The organism is Burkholderiales bacterium, from assembly GCA_036262035.1.
In the GTDB taxonomy this organism is placed as follows: domain Bacteria; phylum Pseudomonadota; class Gammaproteobacteria; order Burkholderiales; family SG8-41; genus JAQGMV01.
Genome location: DATAJS010000005.1, coordinates 242,328 through 267,713, shown reverse-complemented (window position 1 = coordinate 267,713; position 25,386 = coordinate 242,328). Strand labels below are relative to the sequence as shown.

General features: G+C 67.8%; 22 protein-coding genes. 10 read left to right on the top strand and 12 right to left on the bottom strand.

Annotation, left to right across the window (positions count from 1 at the left end):
- Positions 1 to 2: 2 nt before the first annotated feature.
- Entirely contained in the window at positions 3 to 446 is a 444-nt protein-coding gene (locus VHP37_04200; GenBank protein HEX2825523.1) for a histidine phosphatase family protein, read from the top strand.
- A gap of 15 nt (positions 447 to 461) precedes the next feature.
- Here VHP37_04200 and ppx read toward each other — a convergent pair whose 3' ends face one another.
- The gene (gene ppx / locus VHP37_04195) at positions 462 to 1,997 is read right to left on the bottom strand and encodes an exopolyphosphatase (protein ID HEX2825522.1); all 1,536 of its coding nucleotides are present in this window, start codon (positions 1,995 to 1,997) and stop codon (positions 462 to 464) included.
- Positions 1,998 to 2,138: 141 nt separating this feature from the next.
- On the opposite strand from ppx, the gene phoB reads away from it, so the two are divergent.
- Positions 2,139 to 2,825 carry a phosphate regulon transcriptional regulator PhoB gene (phoB, locus tag VHP37_04190; GenBank protein ID HEX2825521.1) on the top strand — a complete coding sequence of 229 codons (687 nt, stop codon included), beginning with the start codon at positions 2,139 to 2,141 and terminating at the stop codon, positions 2,823 to 2,825.
- On the opposite strand, the gene VHP37_04185 is transcribed toward phoB, so the two are convergent.
- Positions 2,776 to 3,105 (bottom strand): hypothetical protein, encoded by a 330-nt coding sequence (locus VHP37_04185; GenBank protein ID HEX2825520.1) that lies wholly within the window; start codon positions 3,103 to 3,105, stop codon positions 2,776 to 2,778. The two genes, phoB and VHP37_04185, sit on opposite strands and share 50 nt — an antisense overlap.
- A 165-nt stretch (positions 3,106 to 3,270) precedes the next feature.
- On the opposite strand from VHP37_04185, the gene VHP37_04180 reads away from it, so the two are divergent.
- Genes VHP37_04180 through VHP37_04170 form a run of 3 tightly spaced genes read left to right on the top strand, consistent with a single transcriptional unit; the run spans position 3,271 to position 7,045 of the window.
- The gene (locus VHP37_04180) at positions 3,271 to 5,040 is read left to right on the top strand and encodes an ATP-binding protein (GenBank protein ID HEX2825519.1); all 1,770 of its coding nucleotides are present in this window, start codon (positions 3,271 to 3,273) and stop codon (positions 5,038 to 5,040) included.
- A gap of 27 nt (positions 5,041 to 5,067) precedes the next feature.
- Positions 5,068 to 6,174 carry a phosphate signaling complex protein PhoU gene (phoU, locus tag VHP37_04175; protein ID HEX2825518.1) on the top strand — a complete coding sequence of 369 codons (1,107 nt, stop codon included), beginning with the start codon at positions 5,068 to 5,070 and terminating at the stop codon, positions 6,172 to 6,174.
- A 7-nt stretch (positions 6,175 to 6,181) separates the two neighbouring features.
- Positions 6,182 to 7,045: a CHAD domain-containing protein gene (locus VHP37_04170; GenBank protein ID HEX2825517.1), complete on the top strand. Its 864-nt coding sequence runs from the start codon at positions 6,182 to 6,184 to the stop codon at positions 7,043 to 7,045.
- Positions 7,046 to 7,089: 44 nt separating this feature from the next.
- On the opposite strand, the gene VHP37_04165 is transcribed toward VHP37_04170, so the two are convergent.
- The 3 genes from VHP37_04165 to nikR form a co-directional block, all read right to left on the bottom strand.
- Entirely contained in the window at positions 7,090 to 7,935 is an 846-nt protein-coding gene (locus VHP37_04165) for a hypothetical protein (protein ID HEX2825516.1), read from the bottom strand.
- A gap of 29 nt (positions 7,936 to 7,964) precedes the next feature.
- Positions 7,965 to 10,007 (bottom strand): TonB-dependent receptor, encoded by a 2,043-nt coding sequence (locus VHP37_04160; GenBank protein ID HEX2825515.1) that lies wholly within the window; start codon positions 10,005 to 10,007, stop codon positions 7,965 to 7,967.
- Between the two features lie 64 nt (positions 10,008 to 10,071).
- Positions 10,072 to 10,521, bottom strand: a complete 450-nt coding sequence (nikR, locus tag VHP37_04155) for a nickel-responsive transcriptional regulator NikR (protein ID HEX2825514.1) — start codon at positions 10,519 to 10,521, stop codon at positions 10,072 to 10,074.
- A gap of 404 nt (positions 10,522 to 10,925) precedes the next feature.
- On the opposite strand from nikR, the gene VHP37_04150 reads away from it, so the two are divergent.
- On the top strand, positions 10,926 to 12,068 hold the full coding sequence (locus tag VHP37_04150; GenBank protein HEX2825513.1) for a hypothetical protein: 1,143 nt from the start codon (positions 10,926 to 10,928) through the stop codon (positions 12,066 to 12,068).
- Positions 12,069 to 12,241: 173 nt separating this feature from the next.
- Here the strand turns inward: VHP37_04150 and VHP37_04145 are convergent, their stop codons facing one another.
- Both VHP37_04145 and VHP37_04140 read right to left on the bottom strand, forming a co-directional pair.
- Positions 12,242 to 13,642 (bottom strand): alkaline phosphatase PhoX, encoded by a 1,401-nt coding sequence (locus VHP37_04145; protein ID HEX2825512.1) that lies wholly within the window; start codon positions 13,640 to 13,642, stop codon positions 12,242 to 12,244.
- On the bottom strand, positions 13,639 to 15,222 hold the full coding sequence (locus VHP37_04140) for a multicopper oxidase domain-containing protein (GenBank protein ID HEX2825511.1): 1,584 nt from the start codon (positions 15,220 to 15,222) through the stop codon (positions 13,639 to 13,641). Before VHP37_04140 ends, VHP37_04145 begins: the two co-directional genes overlap by 4 nt.
- Before the next feature lie 194 nt (positions 15,223 to 15,416).
- Between VHP37_04140 and VHP37_04135 the strand changes: the two genes are divergently transcribed.
- A complete protein-coding gene (locus VHP37_04135) occupies positions 15,417 to 15,608 on the top strand; it encodes a hypothetical protein (protein HEX2825510.1) in 192 nt (63 codons plus the stop codon).
- 97 nt (positions 15,609 to 15,705) lie between these two features.
- Here VHP37_04135 and VHP37_04130 read toward each other — a convergent pair whose 3' ends face one another.
- Entirely contained in the window at positions 15,706 to 17,409 is a 1,704-nt protein-coding gene (locus VHP37_04130; GenBank protein HEX2825509.1) for a PQQ-dependent dehydrogenase, methanol/ethanol family, read from the bottom strand.
- Between the two features lie 143 nt (positions 17,410 to 17,552).
- On the opposite strand from VHP37_04130, the gene ppa reads away from it, so the two are divergent.
- Positions 17,553 to 18,095, top strand: a complete 543-nt coding sequence (ppa, locus tag VHP37_04125; protein ID HEX2825508.1) for an inorganic diphosphatase — start codon at positions 17,553 to 17,555, stop codon at positions 18,093 to 18,095.
- A 127-nt stretch (positions 18,096 to 18,222) separates the two neighbouring features.
- On the opposite strand, the gene VHP37_04120 is transcribed toward ppa, so the two are convergent.
- The 4 genes from VHP37_04120 to VHP37_04105 all read right to left on the bottom strand — a co-directional run bounded on the left by VHP37_04120 (position 18,223) and on the right by VHP37_04105 (position 23,302).
- Entirely contained in the window at positions 18,223 to 19,455 is a 1,233-nt protein-coding gene (locus tag VHP37_04120; protein ID HEX2825507.1) for a YhjD/YihY/BrkB family envelope integrity protein, read from the bottom strand.
- Positions 19,456 to 19,575: 120 nt separating this feature from the next.
- Complete coding sequence (locus VHP37_04115; GenBank protein HEX2825506.1) at positions 19,576 to 20,190, bottom strand: class I SAM-dependent methyltransferase; 615 nt, start codon at positions 20,188 to 20,190, stop codon at positions 19,576 to 19,578.
- On the bottom strand, positions 20,190 to 21,698 hold the full coding sequence (locus VHP37_04110; protein ID HEX2825505.1) for an AMP-binding protein: 1,509 nt from the start codon (positions 21,696 to 21,698) through the stop codon (positions 20,190 to 20,192). Before VHP37_04110 ends, VHP37_04115 begins: the two co-directional genes overlap by 1 nt.
- Before the next feature lie 176 nt (positions 21,699 to 21,874).
- A complete protein-coding gene (locus VHP37_04105) occupies positions 21,875 to 23,302 on the bottom strand; it encodes an aldehyde dehydrogenase family protein (GenBank protein HEX2825504.1) in 1,428 nt (475 codons plus the stop codon).
- A gap of 168 nt (positions 23,303 to 23,470) precedes the next feature.
- Between VHP37_04105 and VHP37_04100 the strand changes: the two genes are divergently transcribed.
- Positions 23,471 to 23,755 carry a hypothetical protein gene (locus tag VHP37_04100; protein ID HEX2825503.1) on the top strand — a complete coding sequence of 95 codons (285 nt, stop codon included), beginning with the start codon at positions 23,471 to 23,473 and terminating at the stop codon, positions 23,753 to 23,755.
- A gap of 89 nt (positions 23,756 to 23,844) precedes the next feature.
- Positions 23,845 to 25,263, top strand: coding sequence for a saccharopine dehydrogenase C-terminal domain-containing protein (locus tag VHP37_04095; GenBank protein ID HEX2825502.1), 1,419 nt, complete (start codon positions 23,845 to 23,847; stop codon positions 25,261 to 25,263).
- The last annotated feature ends 123 nt before the right edge of the window (positions 25,264 to 25,386 follow it).

The following is a 25,386-nucleotide window of genomic DNA, read 5'->3' as shown; positions in this document are numbered from 1 at the left end:
CGATGAACCTCATCCTCTGGCGCCACGCCGATGCCGAAGACGGCCGCGACGACATGGCGCGGCGGCTCACGCGCAAAGGCCGCAACCAGGCCAAGCACGTCGCCGAGTGGCTGGAGCGCCATCTTCCGGCGTCCACGCGCGTCATCGTCAGCCCCGCCGTGCGCGCGCGGCAGACGGCCGAAGCGCTTGCACGCGACCTGCATACCGACGAGCACGTGAGTCCCGGTGCGGCGCCCGCGGACGTGCTCGCGGCCACGGGCTGGCCGAACGCTCCGACCGCGGTGCTCGTCGTCGGCCATCAGCCGACGCTGGGCGAGGCCGCTGCGCTCGCGCTCACCGGCAAGCCGCTGCCGTGGCACGTCCCGAAAGGCGGGCTGTGGTGGCTGCGCTCGAAGGACGACGGGGAGGTCGTCGTCGTCGCGGTGATGACGCCGGCGCTGGTGTGACGGCCCGGCGGCCGCTCACTTCGCCGTGAACGGTTCGGCGACGAGCGCCGCGGCATCGGGCGCGGTGTCGACGTCTCCGAGCCCCGGAATCCTGAGCTCGCGGCCGATGCGCTCCCATTCGAGCGCCTCGTCGCGCAACGCGGTGGCCGCGAGCGAATTGCGCTCGAGCCAGCCCGGGTCGACCGCGAGCCTTACGCGGTTACCCTGCACCTTCGCCTGTAGCGACGGCAGCGGGAAATCGGTGCGCGCACGGTAGAAGAGAACCGCGAGCCGCAATGCCAGCACCGCGGACAGATCGACCGCGCCTTCCTCGAGCTGCGGCTGCACTTTCCTGAGCGATCGGCGGTGCGCGAGCGCCAGCAGCGCGAGCTCTTTCTGCTCGTCGCGCGAGAAGCCCGGCATGTCGGCGCTCTCGAGGATGTACGCGCTGTGGCGGTGATAGCCGCTGTAGGCGACCGAGATGCCGATCTCGTGCAGCTTGGCGGCCCAGTCGAGCGTCAGCATCGCCTCGTCGCTCTGGCCGCCGAGCTTGCGATACAGCGCGAGCGCGAGCGCGGCCACGCGCCGCGCCTGGGGCGCGTCGACGTGGTAGCGGTGCATGAACTGCGCGACCGTGACGTCGCGCATATCGTGGCGGTGGACGCGTCCGATGAGGTCGTACAGCAGCCCTTCGCGCATGCCGCCGGTCGCCACGGTCATCAGCGGGATGCGCAGCTCCGACAGGACCGCGATCAGGATGGCGAGCCCGCCGGGCAGCACCGGCACGCGGTCGGGCCGCACGCCGGTGAGATCGAGGTGCTCGGTGTCGCCCGCGCGCGTCATGCTCGCGCGCAGCTTCTCCAGCGACGCCGAGGTGATCGTGCCGTCGCCCAGCCCGTTGATCTGCGCGATCTCGGCGAGCGCGCGTGCGGTGCCCGACGAGCCGATCGCCTCGGCCCAGTGGCGGGCGGAGAACTGCGACACGATCGGCTGGAGCTCGTTCCTCGCGGCGATCTCGGCGCGCTTGAAGGCCGCACGCGTGAGCCGTCCGTCCGGAAAATAGCGCAGGCTGTAGCTCACGCAGCCCATGTACAGGCTCTCGAGGCGCTGCGGCTTGAGCTTCGAGCCGATGATGAGCTCGGTCGAGCCGCCGCCGATGTCGACGACGAGGCGCTCTTCCTTCAGCGGCGGCAGTCCGTGCTGCACGCCGATGAAGATGAGCCGCGCCTCTTCGCGCCCGGCGATGACGTCGATCGGAAAACCGAGCGCGGCGCGCGCGCGCTTGAGGAAGGCTTTGGAGTTCTTGGCGACGCGCAGGGTGTTGGTGCCGACCGCGCGCACCGCGTGCCGGTCGAGGCCGCGCAGCCGCTCTCCGAAGCGCTCCAGGCAGGCCAGCGCCCGCTCCTGCACCGCTTCGTCGAGCGTCTTGTCGGCACGCAGTCCGGCGCCGAGCCGGACGGGCTCGCGCAGGTTGTCGAGCGGGTAGAACTGGTCGCCCACCACGCGCGCCACCTGGCAGTGGAACGAGTTGCTGCCCAGGTCGACCGCCGCGAGGGTCTCGTACTCAGCCATGCTTCGAGCGCGGACGAAGGCTCATGCCGGGCAGTATATGCAAAGCCTCGGCCCGGTACCACCGCTTTTTGCCTTCGCGGCTGTCACACTATCGTCACGCATCGTTAATATTATCCACGCTCAACCTCAGCTGGACGGCACGTGGCAACGATACTGGTGGTGGAAGACGAGCCCGATATCCAGGAGCTCATCGCATACAACGTGGAAAAAGCCGGCCACGTCGCCCAGCGCGCCGGCAGCGCCGAGCAGGCGCTGGAGTTGATCCGCGACGCCCTGCCTCATCTGGTGCTCATCGACTGGATGCTGCCCGGCATGAGCGGCATCGACCTCGCGAAAGCCTTGCGCGGCAACCGCCGCACCGAGGGCATACCGCTCATCATGGTGACCGCGCGCGGCGCGGAGCAGGACAAGCTCGCGGGCCTGGAGACCGGCGCCGACGACTACATGACCAAGCCGTTCAGCCCTGCCGAGCTCAACGCGCGGATCAAGGCGGTGCTGCGCCGGCGCGCGCCGCAGGTGACCGACGACTCAGTGGAAGTGGAAGGGCTGAAGCTCGATCCGGCGAGCCACCGCGTGATCGCGGACGGACAGGCGCTCGACCTGGGACCGACCGAGTTCCGGCTGCTGCACTTCTTCATGACGCACCCGGACCGGGTGTATTCGAGAGCGCAGCTCCTCGACAACGTGTGGGGCGATCACGTCTTCGTCGAGGAGCGCACGGTCGACGTGCACATCCGCAGGCTGCGCAAGGCGCTCGAGCCCACGAACCACCAGCGCCTCATACAGACAGTGCGGAGCGCCGGCTATCGCTTCTCGCGCTCGGGATGAGCGCGATCGAGTCCAGCGTGACGAGCCGCTCGGCCGCGCATTCGAGGACCGCGGCGAGCTCGGAGACGGGGACGATCGCTTCGAGCGGCACGACGCTGTGCTGGTCGAGCTGGCGCGCCCGGCGCTCCAGGTCGGCGTTGTCGCGCAGCGGGAGATCCAGCACGTCGGACGGCACGCCCGAAGAGCGCTCGAAGTGTCGAAGCGATTCGATGTACGCGGTGACCAGAAAATAGACCGCGTGCTGCGTTGCGGCCGAACGGATCGCGTCGATGATCATCATGCTGCAGTGCTCCGTAATTTGAACCGGCGCCGAGCGTAACCGGCGCGTGTTACAGAATTTGAAAAGGCGCGCGACCCCGGAGGTATACGCCGGGTGGAGCGTGCCTTCGAGGCAAAACTCCATGAATTACACGACTGCCCGCAGGTCCGAAGGACGATTGCAGCCGTGAGGCTCGGCATACGCTCGAAGCTCTTCATCGGGGCGCTCGTGCTCATCGGCGTGGCCGTCGCCGCCGCCGAGCTGTACCTTTCGCACGCGCTCGAACGCCAGCTCACCGAGCGCATCCGCGGCGACATGCTCAAGCGCGCGGCGCTCATCGCCGACCGCGCGGCGACGGGCGCGGCTTCCCTCGACGAGGCCGGCGCCGACGCGCTCGCCGACTCGCTCGGCCGCATCGCCGGCGTGCGCGTGACGCTCGTGCGGCCCGACGGCACGGTTGCCGGTGACTCCGAAGTGGAGCGCGGCCAGCTCGCGCGGCTGGAGAATCACCGCGAGCGTCCCGAGGTGCTCGAGGCGTTCGGCACCGGCCAGGGCAGCAGCGTGAGATTCAGCACGACCGTGAGCACGCGCATGATGTACACCGCGGTGCCGATGGTGCGCGACGGCCGGGCCATCGGCGTCGCGCGGGTCGCGCTGCCGCTGGTCGAGGTCGACGAGGCGATCGCGCAGATGCGCCGCACGCTCGCCGCGGCGGCGCTGTTCGCCCTCGCGGTCGCCGCGCTCCTGTCGTTCTCCGCGGCCGCGCTCACCTCGCGCCGGCTGCGCGAGCTCACCGAGGCCGCGCGCCGCATGGCGGCGGGCAACCTCGACGTGCGCACGCGCACCGAGGGGCACGACGAGATCGTCGCGCTCGGCCGCGCGCTCGATCAGCTCGCCGACAGCCTGTCGCGCAGCCTCGGCGAGCTTCGCGGCGAGCGCGACCTGCTCACCGGCATCCTTTCGAGCATGAACGAAGGCGTGCTCGTCGTCGGCGCGGACCGTCGCGTCGTGCTCACCAATCCGGCGCTGCGCGCGATGCTGCTCATCGGCCCGGATCCCCTGGGCCGGTCGGTGCTGCAGGTCGTTCGCAACGCGGAGCTGAACCAGTTGCTCGAGAACGCGGCCGGCGGAGCATACAGCGAAGGCGAGATCGATCTCGCGGGGCTCGTGCGTCGACGGGTGCTGGTGCGCGCGGTGACGCTGCAGGACGAGCCGCGCGGCGTGCTCGCGGTGTTCGTCGACGTCACCGAGCTGCGCAGGCTCGAGGCGGTGCGCCGCGATTTCGTCGCGAATGCTTCGCACGAATTGCGCAGCCCGCTGACGACGATCAAGGCGGCGGCCGAGACCCTGCGCGACGAAGAGGACACGAAAGCGGCGAGGCGCTTCGTCGAGCTCATCCAGCGCAACGCCGAGCGCCTGTCGAACCTGATCGACGATCTGCTCGAGCTCTCGCGCATCGAATCGCGCGAGCTCAAGCTCGAGCTCGAGCCCGTCGATCTTCACGTCTGCGCGGATCGCACGCTGGCGCAGCACGCGCACCGCGCCCAGATGAAGCACATCACGCTCACGCAGGAGGTGCCCGCGGGCGTTTTCGCGCGGGCGGACCGGCGCGCGCTCGATCATGTGCTCGGCAATCTCGTCGACAACGCGCTCAAGTATTGTCCGGAGGGCGCGACCGTACGGGTCTTCGCGGATACCGCGGAAGGCATGGTGCGCGTGTCGGTCGCAGACAGCGGACCGGGTATCGCCCACGAGCACCTGCAGCGCGTGTTCGAGCGTTTCTACCGCGTGGATACGGGGCGCTCGCGGGAGCTCGGCGGCACCGGGCTGGGCCTGTCGATCGTGAAGCATCTGGTCGAGGCCATGGGCGGCAGCGTCTCGGTCGAGAGCCGGCCGGGGGCGGGCGCGACGTTCTGGTTCACCTTGCAGTCCGCGGCGCGCGAAGCGGCCGCCTGAAAACGAATTGCTCAACCGAGGTAGCTTATGCCCACCCTGACCGACCGCGAATACGACGCCGAGCTGCAAAAGCTGCACGATCAGCTTCTGCTGATGGGCGCGAAAGTCGAGGAGATGATCGCCAACAGCATGCGCGCGCTGACCGAGCGCGACAGCGAGCTGGCGCGGCGCATGATCGACTACGACCACCAGATCAACCGGCTGGAAGTCGAGATCGACGAGCTGTGCCTGCGCATACTCGCCAAGCGCCAGCCCGTCGCGTCCGACCTGCGGCTCATCACGACCGCGCTCAAGCTGGTGACCGATCTCGAGCGCATCGGCGATGCGTGCGTCAACATCTGCGAGCGGGTGGTCGAGCTCAACACGGAGCCCACGCTCAAGCCCTATGTCGACCTGCCGCGCATGGCCGAGACCGCGCAGGCGATGGTGCGCGATGCGCTCGACGCGTTCGTGGAGGCCGACCCCGAGCGCGCGCGGGAGGTCGTCGACCGGGACCGCGTCGTCGACGCCTACTACGGCCAGGTCTTCCGGGAGCTCCTCACCTACATGATGGAAGACCCGCGCAACATCTACCGCGCGGTGCGCGCACAATCGATCGCGAAGTACCTCGAGCGCATCGGCGACCACGCGACCAACCTCGCCGAGATGGTGATCTTCATGGTCGTCGGCAAGGACGTGCGCCACATGGGCAGCATGGCCGAGATCACCGGCGGCAGGCAGATGCCGCGGGGCATGCTCTTCATCGGCGCGCGCAACGCGGCGCGCAGCCAGATCGCCGAAGGTTTCGCGCGACAGCTCTTCCCGGCGGGCGTGAGCGTCTGCAGCGCGGGCGCCGATCCCGCGGGCGCCGTCGATCCCCACGCGGTGCGCGTCATGCAGGAAGTCGGCATCGACATCGCGTCGCAAAAGCCCAAGCCGATCGGCGACATACCGCTCGGCGACGTCGACACGGTGATCACGGTGTGCGCGGAGGAAACGTGCGCGCTGCCGCCGGGCGGGCTGGTGCAGCACCATTGGGCGCTCGACGACCCGGCCGCTGCCGCCGGATCGGAGGAGGATGCGCTCGCCGCGTTCAGGAAGACGCGGGACGATGTGCGCCGAAGGCTCGAGGAGTTGCTGGCGAAATCGCGTTGACTGCACGATGGGCAAGCACATGAAGCCGGCGCATCCCGCGGCAGTCAAAGCGGCGCTCTCGCGGCAGCTCGCGGAAGCGGCGCTCGGCCTCTCCGGCGGCGGTATCGACGACGTGGCCATCCACGCGGCGCGCAAGAAGCTCAAGAGCGCGCGGGCGAAGCTGCGGCTCCTTCGCGATGCCGCGGGACGTGCGGCCTATACGCGCGAAAACGCGGCGGTGCGCGACGCGGCGCGGCCGCTCTCCGAGCTGCGCGATGCGAAGGTGATGCTCGATACGGTAAACGACCTGCTCGCCCGCAAGCGCGGGCGCGCGAGGCGTCTCCTGCTCACTGCGCTGCGCGGGCGGCTACGGGCGCAGCACCGCGAGGCGCGCAGGCGTTTCGAGGCGGAGAAACGCGCCGCGAAGAGCGCCGGTGCGCTCGAGCGGACGGTTCGCCGGACCGCGCTCTGGGACGTTCCGAATCACGGCGCCACGCTCGAGCGGTCGATTCGCCGGATGTATCGCAAGGCGAGGAAGGCGTTCGCCGCCGCCGATGCCGAGCGCTCGCCCGCGAGCCTGCACGAGCTTCGCAAGCTGGTGAAGTATCTGCGCGAGGCGCTCGCGCCGGTGGACGGCACGCCTCTTCCGCGCGCCGCCGGGATCGTCGAGCGCGCGGACAAGCTCGCGAGCGAGCTCGGCGAGGACCACGATCTCTGCGTGCTGGAGCAACACCTCTCGACGACCGAAGCGTCGCTGCACGCGCACAGCGCGAGCTTCGCCGGCGAGATCGCCGAGCGCCGGGGCAAGCTGCAGCGGCGCGCGCTCGAGCGCGCCGCGAAGCTCCTGCGGAAAAAGCCGCGGGCTTTCGTGAAGCGGCTCGCCCTGACATAGGCTGCGCGCGCGCACCCTGCGCAGCAAATTGCGGCAGGCGCCGCTCAGGGTTTCTCCACGAGCCTGAACGCCGTGACCTTGTGAGTGCCGCCGAGCGCGCGCTCCTTCACCGTCGCGCGGATGACGCCGTAGATGACCCCCGGCTGTGACCGGTCCCAGGCGATGCCCTGGCCCCGGATGTTCATCGGAATGACGTCCACGAGCTCGAGCACCGAGCCCGCTTTCGGCAGGCGCATGCGATAGATCTCGGCGGGATCGTGGCCGCTGAGGTAGAGGTAGCCGTCCGGACCCCACGAGCCGCCCGAATTGCTCATGTCTTCGAAGCGATCGAGGATGGCCTTGGGCAGCGTCCACGATTGCACCGGCTGGAAATCCTTCGTGAGCTTCACCATGACGGTGTTCGCCTTGTGCCCGTACGGCGTCCTGTTCGGTCCGAGGAGGCGGTCGTAGTTCGCGAACACCATCCACCAGTGGCCGTCGTGCCAGTCCGCCCAGGTGAGCGAGCCCCAGCGGATGCCGAAGCTGTGGCTGCCGATGTGCTCCAGCGTCTCCGCGTCGAAGATCTCGAGCGAGCTCGTCATCGGCCATTGCGGGTAGTTGGAGTGCGCGGCGTAGAGCTTGCCGTCCATGACCATCGCGCTGTCGAGGTGCAGGATCGCGCCGCCTTTCTCTCCCTGCCATTTCTTCACGAGCTTGCCGGTCTTCTTGTCGTACTTGCCGATCGCGTGGTTGTCGACGGCGTAGAAGTGGCCCGCGTCGACGCCGACGCCCTGGTTCGCCTCGACGGCCCTGAACTCACCGATCTGCTCGAGCGCAGGCGCCGCAGCGGCCTGCGCGACGGCGCCGAAGGCGAGCAGTGCGGCGATGAGGTACGCGGCGAACCGGGTCATGTTCTTTTTCCTGCGGCTGATTGGTCCGGTCAGAACTCCGCGATGATAGACGCGCGCAACGAGCGCGGCTCGGTCGGATGGAAATGCACGTCCGCGCCCGGCGCGACCTCGCCGCGCAGCTGCGAGTCGTAGTAGTAGTCGATCTGGCTCGCCTGGCGATCGAACAGGTTGAAGACGTCGAGCTGAGCGCGCAGCGAGCGGCTGAAGCGATAGCCGACGCGGGCCGACACGAGCGTGGTCGAGCTCGAGCGCACGCTGTCGTCCTCGATGAGCGGCCGCGGGCCGAAATAGCGCAGCCGCGCGCTGCCGTACCACGGCCCCAGCTTGTCGACTGCCACCGTGAAGGTCGCGACGCCTTCGACCGCGCCGGGTATGCGCGATCCGGCCGGATCGCTGTCGCGAAAGCGTGCGCCGCTGAACGCGATGTCGGCGTCGAGCAGCAGCCACGATGTCGGCGAGTACAGATTGGAGAGCTCGAAACCCGTGCGGCGGCTCGGACGGCTCGCCTCGGTCGTGCCGGCGTCGCCCACGAACACCAGCTCCGAATCGACGTCGAGCCGGAACACCGACAAGGACGTCTGGAGCTTCGGCACGATCGCGGTACGCACCCCGGCTTCGTAACCGGTGGCGCTCACCAGAAAGGGCACGCGCTGGGCCGCATCGCCGGTTTTCGGATCGACCGCGATCGTCGTGCCGCGCGCGTCGTTGCTGTGGAAGCCGCGCCCGTAGTTGAGATAGAGCTCGGTTTGGGCCCATGGGCCCAGCACCACCGACAGCTTGGGGCTGACCTTGCGGTCGGTGGTGCGCCCCGAGTTCACCGCGGTGTCGCTGTTCACGTCGGCGCTGAAATAGTCGGCGCGCACGCCGGCGACCGTACGCAGGAGCTTCGTCCAGTACGCGACGTTCTCGAAGAACACGCCGGCGCTGGTCTCGATGACGCGGTCGCTGCGCGTGGTGGCTAGCCGCTCGCGCGCCCGCGTGCCGAACAGCCCGACCGCGATGTGATCGTTGCGAAGCTGGAGCCCGACGCTGTTCGCCACGTCGAGGCCGCCGAGCTTTGCGGCCCACGTATGTTCGAGATTGGCGCCCGAGACGACGCGCCGATCGCTCTGCTCGAACTGGTCGCCGTTGACCGGATCGTCGAGGAAGTAGGTGAAGTTCGAGAAGAGCTTCAGGTCGCTGCGGACGATATAGGCGTTCGCTTCGGTCTTCCTTTCGCCCTGCGCGCGGCGCCACGCGGCGGAGAGCGCGTAACGGCTCGAACGACCGCCGTCGGTGGGATCGAGCGTGTCGAAGCGGCCGATCTGTCCCGAATCGACGGCGCGTTTCGCGATCTGGTCGGTCGCGTCCCACTTGCCGCGATACGCCATCGCGGTCACGTCGAAGCCGTTCGCGCGCGTGCCCTGGCTGTAGCGCAGCACGCCATTGACCTTGCGATAGTCGTCCGGCCTGCTCCAGGGCCCGTCGTTGTGTAACAGCTCCAGCGCGTAGAGCAGCCGGCCGGGGCCGAGCCGGGGCGAATTCGCGACGAGCGCGCGCTTGTAGCCCTGGCCGCCGATGCCGGCCTCGGCGATGCCGCGGCCGAGAGCGTTCGAGAGCCGCACGCGCGCGGCGCCCGCCGCGGAGAAATCGCCCTCTTCGGCGTAGTAGGGGCCTTTGCGGTACTGCAGCCCGCCGACGAGCTCGGGAATCAGGAAGTTGAGGTCGCTGTAGCCCTGGCCGTGACCGTGCGTGCGCATGTTCACCGGCACGCCGTCCACGCTCACCGCGAAGTCGGTGCCGTGGTCGAGATTGAAGCCGCGGAGGAAATACTGATTGGCTTTACCCTCGCCGCTGTGCTGCGTGACGATGAGACCCGGCACGTGCTCCAGTATCTCGCCGCCACGGTACGTCGGCCGCGCTTCGATCTGCTGCCGCACCACGGTGCCCTGATTCGCCGAATCGGCGGTACCGACGAGGCCGTCGCGCGATTCGACCACTTCGACCGGATCGAGGGTGGGAATGCCTGCCGCATTGCAGGCCAGGGCGCAGCACATCAGGAGCGTGCCGGCCAGTCCTCGTCTCGTGAGCACGTAAGCCGCTTCGTATGATTTTTTTCGAAAGTATCATACGAACGGCGGGCGGTCTAACCCGCCGTCAGGTCAGAGGCCTCAGGTGCAGGTGCTTGTGGGCAGGCCGCTTCGCGCTCTGCACCGGTATGAGATTGAGCGCCCCGTGCCGCACACCGGTTTCCGCGACGACCGCGTCCGCGAATCTCCTGACCTGCGCGGTGGCGCCCTGAAGCAGTTGCGTCTCCACGCAGCTCTCGTGGTCGAGGTGCGCGTGCATGCTCGATATCACCAGGTCGTGGTGGTCGTGCGCGCGTCCTGTCAGGCGCGCGGCGAGATTGCGCTCGTGGTGATCGTAGACGTAAGAGAGCACGCCGACGCACGCCGGCGCCGCGCGCGCATCGAGGTGCTGCCGGTCCAGCTCCGCGCGCAGCAGATCGCGGATCGCTTCGGACCGATTCGTATAGCCCTTGGCGTGCATGAACGCGTCGAACTCGCGCGCCAGGTCGTCTTCGAGAGAGATGGTGATCCGTTCCATGAGAGGGCCGCGTTCCCGGGTTTGAGGGTTCGTCCGCCCATCGTCTCATGAATTGGCGGGACGAGCGTCACCGCGCTGTCACAGTCGGTCCCTAGACTGCGTGCGGAATCCGAGCGGCCGCGCGCCGCGCCATCTCCAGAACGTCCAATACGAAAGGGGACCATGACTCCTAATGAACTGAGTGCGCCTCGGCGCTCGTTCCTGAAAGGCGCGCTCGCGACGCCCGTCGTCGCCGCCGGTGCGTCTTTGCTCGCACCGTCCAGCGTGCATGCCCAGGGGGCCACGCACGGACCGAGCACGAGCGTCGAGCCGTATCTCGCACCGTCGATCGCGGGCGCCAAGCTCGTGTCGATACTCACCGTGCTTCGAAAGTCTTCCTGTGGGACGCGGCGAGCCGTCGCTACGTGACCGGCACGACGACGTGGGAGCGCCACTGCTCCGGCGATCTGCCCGCGGTCAGCGCCTTCTTCGCCCACGGCCAGGGCACGCGCGAGCGCGTCTACCTGAACGGCGAGGAAGTGAGCGAAGGCCGCGCGTGGGCGCGCGTGGCGACGGGCACCAACAGCGGCGAGGCGTGGCAGCTCCCGCGCTTCGGTCGCATGGCGTACGAGAACGCCGTCGCATGTCCCCACCCGCAGGCCAAGACGATCGTCGCGCTGACGGACGACAGCAATCTCTCGACCTCTGCGACGCCGCCCTCGGGCCGGCCGAGCGAAGTCTATTTCTACATCGGCAGCAAGAAGAGCTCGGGGCATCCGGTCGAGCGCGCCGGCCTGACCGACGGCTGGCTGTACGGCATGACGATCACCGCCGACGGGATCGGCCAGGTCGCCGAAGAGAGCGATCAGTTCGGCCTCGGCAACGCGACGACGGGCTACATCGGCAAAGGCCGCTTCGGCCTGAACAGCTTCGGCGACGTGTCGAGCCTTTCCGGCGGCGATCTCGAAGCGCAGTCGATCGCGGCGGGCGTGGCGCGGCTCCAGCGTTGCGAAGACGGCTGCTGGGATCCGCGCGAAGGACGGATGAGAGATTTCTATTTCGTCACCACCGCGAGCTCGGCGAACAACTGCCGGCTGTGGCGCGTGCGCTTCGACGATATCGAGCGTCCCGAGAACGGCGGCACCATCGAGATCCTGCTGCGCGGCGACGAAGGCCACAAGATGCTCGACAACGTCACCATCGACAAGCGCGGCCGCATCGTGATGGACGAAGACCCGGGCGGCGACAACCGCATCGCGAAGATCTGGCTCTACGCCATCGACACGCGGGAGCTCGTCCAGGTCGCCGCGCACAACCCGAAATTCTTCGATCCCGATTCGAAGAAGCCCGGGTTCGTCACCAACGACGAGGAGTCGTCCGGCATCATCGACGCCGAGGACGTCCTCGGCGAAGGCTGGTTCCTGCTCGACGTGCAGTCGCACAAGCCGAGCAGCGACGCGGAGCTCGTGGAAGGCGGACAACTGCTCGCGATGTGGATCCATCCCGACGTCGGTTTGACGCCGCGCAAGGACCGCAATCGGCACGACGACAACCACGGCCGGCGTTAGACGCGCAGCGCTACGCAGCCCGAAGAGCGGCGTATGTCGACCTGCGCGACCTGTGCCGCTGCGCGGCGCTCGTCCGGACGCCGTAGTTAAAGGAAGCGAGGTCCCGGAGGAAAACTTGGTTTCCCTCCGGGGCGTTTACCGGCGCTTGCGCCGGGGTCCTTGGGCAGGCGGCCCTATAAGGGGCCGTCTGTCCAAGGACCCCATATGGCGCAGGTCATGCCGCTGCCCGGGGTCGAATCGCCGTAGAGGTTGACGAACAGGATCTCGCCGTCGGGGCTCCAGCACGCGCCGGCGAACTCGCTCCTGTTCAGCAGGTTCACCGCGAAGGTGAACGGCTCGCCGCGCACGCTCAGGCCGACCAGCCGGTTGATCTCGGTGAGCTTGCCCGTCAGAGGATGGGCGTCGCCGTTGCCGATCGCGTCGTCCTCGCAGAAAAGGATGCCGCCGCGTGCGCTGATCGTGAGGTTGTCGGGCGATTCGAGCACGCTGCCCGAAGGCGATCTGAAAACGAGCGTGAGCTCGTCCGCTTTCGCGCGATCGTCCGCCGGCGCGTAGCGCCAGAGCTGTCCGTAGCGCGCCGGGCCGCCGCTCGTCGACACGAAGTAGATCGATTCGCCGTCGAGACCGCGGAAGATGCCTTCGAGCCGGTTGAAGGCCGCGCCGCCGCGCGCGCGGCCCTGACGAAAGCATGACGGAGCGCCGTGCTCCAGATCGGGATCGGGGTTCTCGATGTCGACCCAGTCCACGGGAAGCGCCGCGCCGATCGTCTGTCCCGTATACAGCGACGCTTCGGGCGCGCCTCTCACCGCGAGCATCTGCAATCGGCCCGTTGAGAGATCGTCGGGCGTGCGCGGCGTGTAGCGGTAGAAACCGGACGTGTTGCCCGAGTCTTCGGTTTCGTAGACCCGGCCCGACGCCGACGCGACCGCCGCTTCGTGCGCGAAGCGCCCCATCGCCCTGATCGGCGTCGCGGCGACGGTGTTCTCGATGTGCGCCGGCACGTGGAAAGCGTAGCCGTGCGGTTTCTCGTAGCCTTCCGCGATGCCCCGCGGGACCTCTTCGCACGTGATCCAGCCCTGGTTGCGGTAGGAGAGCCCGCCGGCGCAGTTGGCGATCGTTCCGCCGAGCGCGAAAAACTGGCGCACGAGTCGCCTGGCGCGCGGATCGAAATCGAGCGCCATGCAGCCGCCCATGCCTTTGGCGTCGTACGCGAGCTCGCGCGGGACGCGCAAGCCTCGCGAGAAATCGCCCGCGGCGTTGATCACCTCGTGGTTGCGGATGAGCCGCAACAGCCCTTTCGGTCCCGGCACGCACGTCATGCCGTCGTGGCTGCGAGGCACTGCGAGACCGTCGCCGAAGGGCTCGCCGGTCCTGCTGAACGTCGCGTATGCGAAGCCTTCGGGCAGCGCGAGTATCGTGCGGCCGTCGCGGTCGGCGAAGGGACGCACGTCGCCGTACTCGCTGCGGCGGCGATTTGCGGCTTGCGCGGCATGCGCGGCGCGATGCGCGCCGAGCGCATGCAGCGTCGCGGCCGTGACGGCGCCGCCGATGAAGCCGCGCCGCGATACCTTCATGCGACGCGGAAGTTGACCATCATCCCGTGCGTCTCGTGCTCGAGATTGTGGCACTGGAGCATGTAGATCTGGTCGCCCGCGAACGGATGGGTGAAATCGATGAGCATGCGCAGGGTCTCGCCGGGCCACAGCAGCACGCTGTCCTTCCAGCCGAGCTCGGCGGCGGGAAGCCCGCGGTCGTCGGCCGCGAGCCGCGCGAGGTGGTCGGGGCTGCCGCGCCGCTCGAGCATGCGGTACTGGAAACCGTGCACGTGGATCGGGTGAGGCATCGCGGGATGCGGGTTGTGGAACTCCCACACTTCGCGCGAGCCGCGTGCAACGCTGAACTCGGTCTCGGTCATGCGATACGTGCCGCGGTTGATGCGCCACACCCCTTTCGCCTGGTCGAGCGTGAAGCGGCGGGTCGCGGCGTCGCCCGGCGCCGCGGGCTCGACGCGCGACAACGTCTGCGGCAGCGCGCCGTTCGACGTCGGACCGGAGACCACGCGAATCAGCATGAGGTCGAGCGGCGCGCCGTTCGCCGGCACGTCGGCCTGGGCCGCGGCCGCGCCGGCCTTGGACGAGAACGCCATCGCGTCGAACGGCAGGCTCGCGAGCATGACGCGCGAGCCGAGCGCGGCCGCGGAGAGATCGAGCACGACGTCCGCGCGCTCGGCGGGCGCCAGGAAAAGCTCCTGCGCCGGCACCGGGCGCTCGAGCAGGCCGCCGTCGGCGCCGATGACATGGAAGGGCAGGGCGCGATCAAAGTCCATGAACGCGAGGCGGTAGATGCGCGCGTTGGAGCCGTTCACGAGCCTGAAGCGGTAGAGCCGCGCCTCGGCGTCCAGGCACGGCGACGGCGTGGTGTTGAGGAGCACGCTGCCGCCGCAGAAGCCGTGGAAGTGCTCCTGCGCGCCGGGCTTGTAATCGAGGCTGCCGTCGGCGCGGAGGCGCTTGTCCTGAATGAGCAGAGGCACGTCGGTCGTGCCCAGCGTGACGTCGAGCGCCCGCGAGAGCGCGATCTCCTCGGGGTCCTCGACGATGAACAGGCCGGCGAGCCCGAGGTAGGCCTGCTTGCCGGCGAGATGGTGCGGGTGCGGGTGATACCAGTACGTGCCGGCGCGGTTGGCGACGGTGAACTGGTAGTCGTATATCTCGCCGCTCGCCACCGCGTAATGCGGATGGCCGTCGTTGTTGGTGTCGTTCGTCAGGCCGTGCCAGTGCACGATGCTCGTCTCGTCGAGCGCATTCAGGTAGCGCACCCGCAGGTTGGCGCCTTTCTGAGCGCGCAGCAGCGGATTGACGTAGCTGTGCTCACCGCGATCCAGGACGTAGCCGAGCATCGCGGCGGGCTTGCCGGGGACGATCTCGTGGGTCACCGGGCGGCCGACGAGGGCTACCGCGCCGTCGACGTCGGCGATGCCGAAATAGCCTTCGTCCTGCGGCAGCAGCAGCGGGTTGGGGAACATCGGGTCCGGCGCGAGGACCAGGCGCGGCGGGGCCGCGGGCAAGGGCTCGCGGCGCGGCCACAACATCCACGCGGCAGCGCCGGCGGCTGTCGCGCCGGCGGCGGCAAGGAGACGGCGGCGGGTGGAGTTCACTTCAAGGATGCGATCGGCTTCGAATGTCGAGATTATGCGAGCGCAGACAGAGTGACAACCGCGGCCGACCGGCGTTCGATTGCGTCATTTTGCCGCGTCGGTGCGGGCCCAACACCCCTACAATGTGGCGGGCCCCGGGTACCGCTATTGCCTTAGGGCCTTCTTTGATGGCCGGCGGCGGAACAGGGGAGAACGTGGAAAGACGCAAACAGTGGAGTTTCCCGATCGGCGAGGACGGGTCGTGGACCTGGCGCGTCGTCGATCCGGAGGGCGAAGAGCAGGTCTCCGACCGCACCTTCAAGACGCTCAAGGAATGCACCGAGGACGCCGTCGCGCACGGGTATGTCGCGTGGAAATCGGAGGACGAGCGGCGCCGCAGGGCATAAAGGCTTGGTCATTCCCGACCCCGGTAGCGGGCGATCGGGAATCCATTTCAAACCGCCGAGTCAAAATGGATTCCCGTCTCCGCGGGAATGACGGTCATCAATCCACCAGCGCGAACGTCCAGACCGACCCGCCCCGCGGCACGTTCGCAAGCTGAGCGCCCATCCGCGCGACGTTCACCCCGCCGACCCCGACCTGCACGCTGACGTACTGCTTGCCCTTGTGGGTGTAGGTGATCGGCTGGGCGTTGATTCCCGAGCTGGTCTGGAACTGCCACAGCGTCTTGCCGGTGTCGGCGTCGACCGCGATGAACTCGCCGGTCTCCTTGCCGGTGAAGAGCAGGCCGCTCGCGGTCGCCAGCATCGCCGAGTAGTGCGGGATGTCCATGATCGGCGTGCGCCACTTCGCCTTGCCGGTCAGCGGATCGACCGCGTCCATGTGCGCGATCGGCTCGTCCTTGGGACGATCCGGCACCGGCCGGTTCTCGAAGCCGACATAGCGCTGGCCGACCTTGTATTCGACCGGCGCGAACTTGACCAGCCGCGAATGGTGCATGGTGTTCGCATAGAGCAGACCTTTGCTCTGATCGAATGCCGCGTGCGACCAGTTCTTCGCGCCCCACTGCCCGGGCCACAGCTCGATCTGCTCGCCGGCGCGCATCTTCTTCGAGATATCCGACTCGACCGGGCGGCCGGTCTTCATGTCGACGTGCGTCGCCCAGTTGATCTTCTCGAACGGCTGCGCCGAGACGAGCTGACCGTTGGCGCGATCGACGACGTACAGGAAACCGCCGCGGCTCATGTGCATCGCCACTTTGCGCTTGCTGCCGTTGACGTTGAGGTCGCCGAGGATCCATTCCCACGTCGCGTCGAGGTCGAACATCTCGTTGGGCACGAGCTGGTAGTGCCACGCGATCTCGCCGGTCTTGGGTTTGATCGCGAGCAGCGACGCGGTATAGAGGTTGTCGCCGGGGCGTCCGCGCGGATCCCACGGCCCTGCGTTGCCGGTGCCCCAGTAGACGAGGTCGAGCTCAGGATCGTACGAGCCGGTCATCCACGTCGAGCCGCCGCCGCGCGTCCAGGAATCGTCCTTGGGCCACGTTTCGCTGCCTTTCTCGCCCGGTGCGGGGACGGTGTAGCGGCGCCAGAGCTGCTTGCCGGTCTCCGGATCGTAGCCGTCGATGAAGCCGCGGATCCCGAACTCGGCGCCCGAGATGCCGGTCATCACCACGCCGTTCGCGACCTGCGGCGCGCTGGTGATCGAGAAGCCGTTCTTCCAGTCGGCGACCTGGGTCTTCCACACCTGTTTGCCGGTCTTCGCGTCGAGCGCGACGATGTGCGCGTCGAGCGTGCCGCGGAAGATCTTGCCGTTGTAGATCGCGATGCCTTTGAGCGACTGGCCGCAGCACACCACGCGCGGCACCTGCGGATCGAAGCCGACCGGCGTGCGCCAGAGCTGCTTGCCGCTGTCGATGTCGATGGCGACCGTGTACTCGGCGTTGCCCGCGTAGAGCACACCGTCGTGCACCAGCGGCTGACCCTGCTCGCCGAGGTTGCTCGACAGCGATACGCTCCATACCGGGACGAGGCGCTTCACGTTGCCCTTGTGGATCTGCTTGAGCGGGGAAAAGCGGTTCTGCGAATAGCCCATCCCGTAGGTGAGCACGTTGTCGGTGCTCTTCTCGTCGTTGGCGAGATCGGCGAGGGACTGGGCGTTCGCGGCGGGGGTGGACAGTACGGAAAACGCAAGCGCGGCGGATGCGGCCGCGCAAAGCGCCGCCGCGGTGGATGCGACCTTGAGCATTTGGCTCCTCCGTTTTTGGACGTGGCGCCGGTCGCTGAGCTTTATCGTTATGGGGCGCGCGAATCAATAGTGCACCGGGACCGCGGTGCCCGGCAAGCAAATCGCATGTATCATGGCGACCCTTTTTCGCCCTCCCTACCAGCATGCAGCTCGAAAAACTCCCGACCGGTCCGCGCGTTCCCGACGAGCTCTACGTGGTCATCGAGATCCCGGCCTACGGTCCGGGCATCAAGTTCGAATTCGAGAAAGCCTCGGGCGCGCTTCTCGTGGACCGCTTTCTCGCCACCCCCATGCACTACCCGTGCAACTACGGCTTCGTCCCGCACACGCTGTCCAACGACGGCGATCCGCTCGACGCGCTGGTGATCACGCCCATACCCCTCATCGCGGGGACGGTGATCGCGTGCCGCACGGTCGGCGTGCTCGAGACCGAGGACGACGCCGGCGGCGACGAGAAGATCCTGTGCGTGCCGCTGCCGAAGATCGCGCCGCAATACAACGGGGTGAACGAAGTGTCGGACGTGCCGCCGGGGCTGATGCGGCAGATCGAGCACTTCTTCTCGCACTACAAGGATCTGGAAGAAGGGAAGTGGATGCGTCTGAAAGGCTGGGGGGACAGCGCGCTGGCCAAGCGGCTCGTGGTCGAGAGCGTCCAGAGATTCAACGAACGCCCGGCGAACTTCTAGGTACCGTCATTCCCGACCGCGCGCCAGCGCGAAGTGATCGGGAATCCATTTTCGGGCTACGTCAAAATGGATCCCCGCCCCCGACTAAAGCATTCGGGGGCAGGCTCTTCGCGGGGATGACGGCCTGTCAGGCCGTCACCTTGCCGTTGCCGTGATGCCTGAACAGGCGTCTGAACCCGTGGAGCCTGGCCGCCACGCCGATGCCGATCGCCAGCGCGGTCGATAGCGCGATTTCCACCGCGATGTGCTTGTTCCTGCCCGACGTTCGAACGCTCGCGTCTTCCGGCGCGATCGCTGCCGTCGTGATGCTCGTCGGCGCGACGGGGTAAGGCGGCTCGGCGCGGCGCGTCGTCAGCGGCGCGGTGCCGATGGGGATCGGCGGCATGTCGGTCGCTCTGGGCGCGCGCGGCTTGGCGCTGCCTGCGTCGGCGGCCGGTGCGCCGGTGTTCTCCACGCTCTTCGCAGGCACTTCCTGCGGCGCGCCCGGCACGGTCCCTTCGCGCTTCGCGACTTCCTTGCGCGACCCGTACAGGTTCGCGTACGTCCACGTGAACTCGGCGCCGAAGAGAAAGATCTGCGCCGACCAGTAGACCCACACCATCACGAGCACCATCGAGCCCGCCGCGCCGAACGACGAGGTCATGTCGCTCTTGCCGATGTAGAGGCCGATCAGGAACTTGCCCAGCACGAAGAGCGCCGAGGTGACGCCGGCCCCGACCCACACGTCGCGCCACGCGACGTGAACGCGCGGGATCATCTTGTAGATGAGGGCGAAGATGAGCGTGAGCATGCCGAAGTTGATCGCCACGTCGAGCACGTAGGCCACGCCTTCCCACGCGCCGAACCAGCCGTCCCACCACTTGCCGATGGTCGCCAGCGCCGCCGAAGTGACGAGCGATACCGTCAACAGGAAGGCCACCGCGAGGATCATCCCGAACGAGAGCAGGCGCGTACGCAGCAGCGTCCAGATCCCGCTCGAGCGCTCGCGCGCCGGCGCGCGCCAGATGCGGTCGAGGTCGTTCTGCAGCTCGTTGAACACCGTCGTCGCGCCGATCGCGAGACCGGCCACGCTGACGATCGTCGCGATGCCGCCGGCCGCGGGATCGCTCGTGGTCGCGAGCATGTCCTGTATCGCCTCGGCGGCTTCCTGCCCCATCAGCGACTGGAGCTGCGCGAAGATCACGCCTTGCACCGCGTCCGCGCCGAAGAAGATGCCGGCGACCGCGATGACGATGATGAGCAGCGGCGCGATCGAGAACAGGGTGTAGTAGGAGAGCGCCGCACCCATGCTCGGCGCGTAATCCTCGGACCACGAGCTCATGCTCTGCCTGGCGAGCGCCCATGCCTGCTTCACGTTCATCTGCACACCTTGGCCGGTATCGGATACCGCCTTGCTGCAAGGTGCATGCCGCCGCGACGATCGTCGCGGCGTCCCGGACCTGTGCGCGGTAGCGCATGAGATCCGGGACCCATTTTCACGTTAACTCGCGCGCGCCTCGCCGCAGTAGATGTAAGCGAACGGCCGCGGCCCGCGGGCGTAGCCGCGCTGTATGTCGCCCAACGTGAAGCCGGCCTGTTCGACGATGTCGTCGATCCGGCGATCGAGGTTGCAGCCGCCCGCGAGCTTGCGCCACACCGGGTTGAGCCGGTGCTGCCAGCGCCGCACGCTCTCCTCGGGCGCGAGCCCGTGCTCGGCGAAGAGGAGCCTGCCGCCGGGTTTGAGCACCCGCCGCGCTTCGCGCATCGCGGCGGCGGGATCGCCGACGCTGCACAGCGTGAAGGTCGTCACCACGCAATCGAACGACGCATCGGCGAGCGGCAGCGATTCGGCGGGCGAGGGCAGGAGCTCGATCTCGAACGGCGCATCGCACGCGCGGTGCTGAGCCATTGCGAGGAGCTCGACCGAGGGGTCGACACCTTCGAGGCGCTGCACGTGCGCGCCGTAGTAAGGCAGGTTGAGCGCCGAGCCGATGCCGAGCTCGAGCACGTCGCCGTGCGCGCGCGGCACGATCAGCGCACGATAGCGCCTGACCTCCGACACGCGCATCGCGAGGTCGATCAGCCGTGGCAGCAGGTACCGCTGGTACAGCCCCATCAGAGCTCGAGCAGCTTCAGACGCTGGACCTTGCCCGACGGGCCTTTGGGCAGCGTCTCGACGATGCGGATCTGCCTGGGCGACTTGAAGCGCCCGAGCACGCTCAGGCAGTGCGCGTCGAGGTCGGCGGTGGAGCATGCGGCATCGGGCTTGAGCACCACGCACGCCATGATGTCCTGGCCGTACAGCGCGTCGGGGATGCCGACCGCGGCCGCTTCGAGCACCGCCGGATGCTCGAGCAGCGCTTCGTCGATCTCGCGCGGGGCGATGTTCTCGCCGCCCTTGATGATGAGCTCCTTGATGCGGCCGGTGACGAACACGAATCCTTCTTCGTCCATATAGGCGAGGTCGCCCGAGTGCATCCAGCCGTCCGCGTGCAGCGTCTTGGCGGTCGCCTGCGCGTCCTTGTAGTAGCCCTTCATCACGTTCGCGCCGCGCAGCATGATCTCGCCGACCGCACCCGGCGGCAGAGTCGCGAGCGTCGCGGGATCGACGATCTTCGCGTCGTTGCCGTAGGCCTGCCCGGGGCTGCCGACCTTGCGTTTGTCTGCGTCGTAAGGATTGGTGAAGCACGGCGCGTTGGTCTCGGTCATGCCGAAGGTCTCGATGATGCCGATGCCGAACTTCGTCTCGAACGCGCGGTGCAGCTCGGGCGGCAGCGGCGCCGACGCCGAGCGGCAGAACTTCACGCGCGAGACGTCGAGCCCGCGCTCGCGCGGCGCGGGCGCGTTCAGGAGGTAAGCGATGATCGTCGGCACCACGTTGATCCACGTGCACGCGTGCGCAGCGACGAGCTCCCAGTAATGGCCGACCGAAAAGCGATGCGGCATCACCACGCTTCCGCCGTGCACCAGCGGCGCGACCGCGGTCACGATCTGGCCGTTGATGTGATACAGCGGCAGCGCGCACAGCACGCGGTCGGACGGTCCGAGGCGATGCGCCTCGCTCGTGTACACGCCGCCCGCGACCACGCTGCCGTGGGTGTGGAGCACGCCTTTGGGCACGCCGGTGGTGCCGGAGGTGTACATCAGCAATGCGTCGTCGTCTTCGGCGACTGCATGCAGAGGCTGTGGCGCAGGCGCCCCCGCCTGCAGCTCCGTCGTCGAATCCGGATCGATCACCACCACCTGAATCTCGCGCGTAACCGCAGTCAGCGCTTCTCTGAGCCGCGGCTCGAGCTCGGCGCTCGTGAACACGAGGACGGTGTCCGAGTGATCGAGCACGTACACGATCTGGCTCTGCTGCGCGACGAGGTTGAGCGGCGCGACGGTGTAGCCCGCGTACATCACGCCGATCAGGAGGCGCGCGGTCTGGTAGCTGTTGTGCAGCATCAGAGCGACCTTGTCGCCCCTGGCGAGGCCGCGCGAGCCGAGGAATCGCGCGAGCTCGACCGACGCGCGCCTGAGCTCGCCGTACGTCATCGCCGCGCCGGTCTCGGGCGCGATGAGATAAGTCGCGTCGGGCGTCTCGGTAGCTCGCTTATCGACGTACTCGCGGATCGTCTTCATGTTTTAAAAGCAAAAAGCTTCAACACGGAGGACACGGAGGACACGGAGGAAATCGATATCACCTCGCACGCTCACAACATTATCACCGCACGCGACGACGCATGGACGACGCCTAATCGTTTCGCTTCTCCTCCGCGTTCCTCCGTGCCCTCCGTGCCCTCCGTGTCCCTCCGTGTTCATGCTTTGATCTTGTGTTTCGCCCAGTACTCGTGGAAGACGTCCTCGACGGAAGGCTCGCGAGGCGGGATCGGCCGCACGATGCGCGTCACGTTCATGAAGTGCCGGTAGTTGAGGTTCTCGGAGAAGCTGTTGCCGCCCCACGTGCCGCAGCCCATCGACAGCGAGAAGGGCAGCCCGTTGTCGAAGCTGCCGCCGTTGGCGATCGCGTGCGCCTGGTTGACGATCACACGGCACACGGTCATCTCGCGGCCGAGGCGCTGGACGTGCGACTCGTCCCCGGTGTGGATGCCGCACGAGTGGCCGTTGCCCATGTAGTCGTAGATCGAGCGCATGACGGCCATCGCGTCGTCGAAGTCGCGCGCGCGGTAGACCGTGAGCACGGGCGAGAGCTTCTCGCCGGAGAAGGGATGCTCGCGTCCCGCGCCGGTCTCTTCGACGATCAGGCACTTCGCGGCGGCGAGCGCGGGCCGCGTGAGACCGGCGAGCGCGCAGATGCGCGAGACCGGCTGCGCGGTCACCGCCGACGCGAGCTTGCCGCCGGGGAACATCGCTTTTCCGAGCTGCGCTTTCTCCTCGGCGGTGAGCAGTGCGCCGCCTTGGCGCAAGAGCGCGGCGATCGTGCGCGCGTACACCGCGTCGAGCACGATCGCGCTGTTCTCCGACGAGCAGCTCGTGGCGTGGTCGAAGATCTTGGAACGCATGATCTTCGCGGCCGCGGCATCGACGTCGGCGCTCGCGTCGACGATCACCGCGACGTTGCCCGCGCCCACGCCCAGCGCCGGCGTGCCGCTCGAGTAGCCGGCGCGCACGTTCGCCTGCGAGCCGGTCACGACGACGAGGTCCGCCTGCTGCATCAGCGCCTGCGAGAGCGCCTTGGTGACCGGGTGCGGCAGGAGCTGCACGAGGTCGCGCGGCGCGCCGACGCGATCGAGCTCCTCGTGGATGTAGTCGAGCAGCCGGGCGGCGGTGGAGTAGCCCTTGGGCGAAGGCGACAGGATGATGGCGTTGCCGCACTTCAGCGCGTTGATCACGTTGTTCGCGGGCGTCGCGCCGGGATTGGTCGAAGGCACGACCGCGGCGACCACGCCCACGGGTTTGGCGATCTCGACGATTCCGCGCTCGGGGTCATCGGCGAGGACGCCGGTCGAGACCGCGCCCTTCAGATCGCGCAGGAGCCCGAGCGTTTTGCGGTGGTTCTTGTCGATCTTGTCCTCGACCTTGCCCAGCCCGGTGTCGCGGACCGCGATCTCGGCGAGCGCGCGGTTGCGCGCGGGCTCCATGATCGCCCAGCCGACGGCGGCGACGACCTCGTCGAGCGCTTGCTGGCCGTAGCGGGCGTAAATCTGCTGCGCGGCGCGCGCGCGGCGGATGAGCGCGGCGACGGTTTGGTGGGGAGTTGCGACTTCTTCGCCTATCGTTGGCATGGCGGCCCAAGTTCAAAATGGATCCCCGCCTTCGCGGGGACGACGCTACTGCGTCGAATGGATCCCCGCCTTCGCGGGGACGACGCTGCCGCGTCGAATGGGTCCTGGCGCACGCCAGGACGACGGGTGAGGCTTATCATAGCGTCGCACATTCCGGAGGTCACACGCATGCGCTGCCTGATTCCGTTGGTCGTTGCATCGCTGCTCGGGGCCTGCGTCGCCGAGCCGCCGCGCTACGGCGAGGTCGTCACGATGAAAGCGTCCGAAGCCGCGACCCTGGACGGCTCTCCGCAGCCCGGCACGGTGTGGCGGCTCGACGAAGCGGACATGAAGGCGCTGTCGCCCGCGCCGATCGTGCCCGCCCCGCCGCCGCCGCGCTATCCGCCGCCGCCGCGGCCCAACGAGCCGTATCCGCCTTATTACGGCCCGCCGCCTGCTTTCCCTCCTTATTGACCACGAGAAAGCCGCCCATATATTGGGCAGCCGCTCATTAACTGTTACACTCCGCGCCGTCTTTGGTCACGCGATAGGCAGTTTATGAAATGGAGAGCAAAAAGCACGTCAAATTCGAGGGACGCCTGGTCATCGTGGGCTTCGGATCGGTCGGGCAAGGCTCGCTGCCGCTGCTGCTGCGTCACATCGACATGGAGCCTTCGCGCATCTGCATCGTCACGGGTGACGATCGGGGCGTAGCCGAGGCGAAGCATTACGGCATCAAGTTCGACGTCCGTCCCTTAACGCGCGAGAACTACCGCGCCATCCTCGAGCCCCTGCTCGGCAGGGGCGATTTTCTCCTCAATCTGTCGGTCGACGTCTCGAGCGTCGCGCTCATCGAGCTGTGCTGCGAGCAGGGCGCGATGTACCTGGACACGTGCATCGAGCCGTGGCTCGGGGGCTACACCGACCCGAGCGTTTCGCCTTCGCATCGCAGCAACTACGGGCTGCGCGAGGCGGTGATGGACATGAAGGGGAAGTATCCGAACGGCGGACCGACGGTCCTCCCGACGCACGGCGCCAACCCCGGCCTCATCTCGCACTGGGTGAAGCAGGCGATGCTCAACATCGCCCGCGACATCAAAGGCGAGGTGAAGACGCCGCGTACGCGCGCGGAATGGGGCAGGCTCGGCATGGAGCTCGGCGTGAAGACGATACACTGCGCCGAGCGCGACACGCAGGTCGCCGATCCCCGCAAGCGCCGCTTCGAGTTCGTCAACACCTGGTCGGTCGACGGTTTCATCGGCGAAGGCTCGCAGCCGTGCGAGCTCGGCTGGGGCTCGCACGAGAAGCACTTCCCGCACGACGGGCGCGAGCACGAGTTCGGCTGCAAGGCCGCGATCTACCTCACGCGGCCGGGGGCTTCGGTGAAGGTGCGCTCGTGGACGCCGGGAGAAGGGCAGTTCCACGGTTTCCTGATCACGCACAGCGAGTCGATCTCGATCTCCGACTACTTCACCGTGCGTGAAGGCGAGCGCGTGCTCTATCGGCCGACGTGTCATTACGCGTATCACCCGTGCGACGACACCGTGTCGTCGGTGCACGAGCTCGCGGGCAAGGGCTGGATCGGGCAGGAGCAGCGGCGCATCTTCATGGACGAGATCACCGACGGCGTCGACGAGCTCGGCGCGCTGCTGATGGGGCACGCGAAGGGGGCGTACTGGTACGGCTCGCGCATCTCGGTGCACGAAGCCCGCAAGCTCGCGCCGTTCAACAACGCGACCAGCATCCAGGTCGCCGCCGGCGTGCTGGGCGGGGTGGTGTGGGCGATGGAGAATCCGCGCGCAGGGATCGTCGATCCCGACGACGTCGACTTCGAGCGCGTGCTGGAGATCGCCAGCCCGTATCTGGGCGAGCAGGCGGGGGCGTACAGCGACTGGACGCCGCTGCAGGGACGGAACCATCCGTTCCCGGAGGATCTGGATACCGACGATCCCTGGCAGTTCAAAAACTTCAGGGTCGTCTGACGACGACCCTGAAGGGGCGGTGAACGCCAAGGAGGGAAACCAAGGTTTCCCTCCTTGAACCTCCCTTTCCTTTAAAAGCAAGAAAAACCGGGGTTATGCCCCGGTTTTTCTTCCCTGTTTCCC

Excerpts from the sequence above, each read along its gene's own strand:
- VHP37_04200 (HEX2825523.1), top strand. The coding sequence starts at position 3 with ATGAACCTCATCCTCTGGCGCCACGCCGATGCCGAAGACGGCCGCGAC.
- ppx (HEX2825522.1), bottom strand. The coding sequence starts at position 1,997 with ATGGCTGAGTACGAGACCCTCGCGGCGGTCGACCTGGGCAGCAACTCG.
- VHP37_04185 (HEX2825520.1), bottom strand. The coding sequence starts at position 3,105 with ATGATGATCATCGACGCGATCCGTTCGGCCGCAACGCAGCACGCGGTC.
- phoU (HEX2825518.1), top strand. The coding sequence starts at position 5,068 with ATGCCCACCCTGACCGACCGCGAATACGACGCCGAGCTGCAAAAGCTG.
- VHP37_04170 (HEX2825517.1), top strand. The coding sequence starts at position 6,182 with ATGGGCAAGCACATGAAGCCGGCGCATCCCGCGGCAGTCAAAGCGGCG.
- VHP37_04165 (HEX2825516.1), bottom strand. The coding sequence starts at position 7,935 with ATGACCCGGTTCGCCGCGTACCTCATCGCCGCACTGCTCGCCTTCGGC.
- nikR (HEX2825514.1), bottom strand. The coding sequence starts at position 10,521 with ATGGAACGGATCACCATCTCTCTCGAAGACGACCTGGCGCGCGAGTTC.
- VHP37_04145 (HEX2825512.1), bottom strand. The coding sequence starts at position 13,642 with ATGAAGGTATCGCGGCGCGGCTTCATCGGCGGCGCCGTCACGGCCGCG.
- VHP37_04130 (HEX2825509.1), bottom strand. The coding sequence starts at position 17,409 with ATGCTCAAGGTCGCATCCACCGCGGCGGCGCTTTGCGCGGCCGCATCC.
- ppa (HEX2825508.1), top strand. The coding sequence starts at position 17,553 with ATGCAGCTCGAAAAACTCCCGACCGGTCCGCGCGTTCCCGACGAGCTC.
- VHP37_04120 (HEX2825507.1), bottom strand. The coding sequence starts at position 19,455 with ATGAACGTGAAGCAGGCATGGGCGCTCGCCAGGCAGAGCATGAGCTCG.
- VHP37_04115 (HEX2825506.1), bottom strand. The coding sequence starts at position 20,190 with ATGGGGCTGTACCAGCGGTACCTGCTGCCACGGCTGATCGACCTCGCG.
- VHP37_04110 (HEX2825505.1), bottom strand. The coding sequence starts at position 21,698 with ATGAAGACGATCCGCGAGTACGTCGATAAGCGAGCTACCGAGACGCCC.
- VHP37_04105 (HEX2825504.1), bottom strand. The coding sequence starts at position 23,302 with ATGCCAACGATAGGCGAAGAAGTCGCAACTCCCCACCAAACCGTCGCC.
- VHP37_04100 (HEX2825503.1), top strand. The coding sequence starts at position 23,471 with ATGCGCTGCCTGATTCCGTTGGTCGTTGCATCGCTGCTCGGGGCCTGC.
- VHP37_04095 (HEX2825502.1), top strand. The coding sequence starts at position 23,845 with ATGGAGAGCAAAAAGCACGTCAAATTCGAGGGACGCCTGGTCATCGTG.